Below are 792 nucleotides of genomic sequence, written 5' to 3'. Positions count from 1 at the left end.
TAAGCGTGAGAGTTTCAAGGCCAAGATCAACCTCAATGGAACTATCCATGCCACCACCGCGATAACTTTCAACGACCAAACTCAAATTCGGTAGGGTGACACTTTCACATTTTGCTTGATAGGGAATGCCGTCGACAAAAATGTTAAAATATTTCAAAACTCTTGGTAATACGGGTACGGTCATTAAAAGATCTCCTCTAGGTAATCATTGATGATATGTGAACGGAACGTGATGTGTTCTGCGGGTGTTGTGGGGGTAAATTCCACATTGAAATTGACTTTTCCACTTTCAATAGCGCTTGCTGTATTAAGCTCTAGATCAGGTGTACAGCGTCCACCAAGAATAGCGCCTTGCGCTTTTAAATCACGCAAATAAGCATTGACGCTTTCACTGACATCATGCATGTAGGTTTTTTTAATATTGCGGTCGACAGCCCATAGATGTCCGCGCAAAATAGCATCATTGATCATATCTGCGGTGCGTACCACGGATAAAAAAGCAAATTTTGTATCGCTTGAGAGTGTGCGATTGCCCCAGAGACGATAGCCATTTTCGCGAATAATGGTTGTGATGTTTTGTTCATTAAGAAGGTTGGCACGGCTTGATCTGTCCCCAATGGAAAAATCAATGGGGCGTGCAATACCAACAATGCCATTGATCACTTTGTTTGAAGGTGAATGCCAAAAACCGTGTGTAAAATCAGTTTTGGCAATGACACCTGCAACTGCTGCACTTGCTGGCTGTTCTATGATTTTTCCATCACGATTCACCTTTACAAAAGGGTCAATAAG

At 42.3% G+C, this 792-nt stretch carries 2 protein-coding genes; both read right to left on the bottom strand.

Annotation, left to right across the window (positions count from 1 at the left end; all coding sequences use genetic code 11):
* Positions 1–184 (bottom strand): phage major tail tube protein (locus ACFIJ8_RS08450; RefSeq protein ID WP_375639388.1); only part of this gene is annotated, 184 nt, incomplete at its 3' end.
* Positions 184–792: phage tail sheath family protein (locus ACFIJ8_RS08445; RefSeq protein ID WP_375639387.1), on the bottom strand; the 609-nt coding region annotated here is incomplete at its 5' end. The genes ACFIJ8_RS08450 and ACFIJ8_RS08445, both read right to left, overlap by 1 nt.

The organism is Bartonella sp. MF74HXZ (assembly GCF_042194445.1).
Classification (GTDB): Bacteria; Pseudomonadota; Alphaproteobacteria; order Rhizobiales; family Rhizobiaceae; genus Bartonella; species Bartonella grahamii.
Note: the sequence above shows the minus strand (reverse complement) of the source record. Positions and strands in the feature narration are given on the sequence as shown.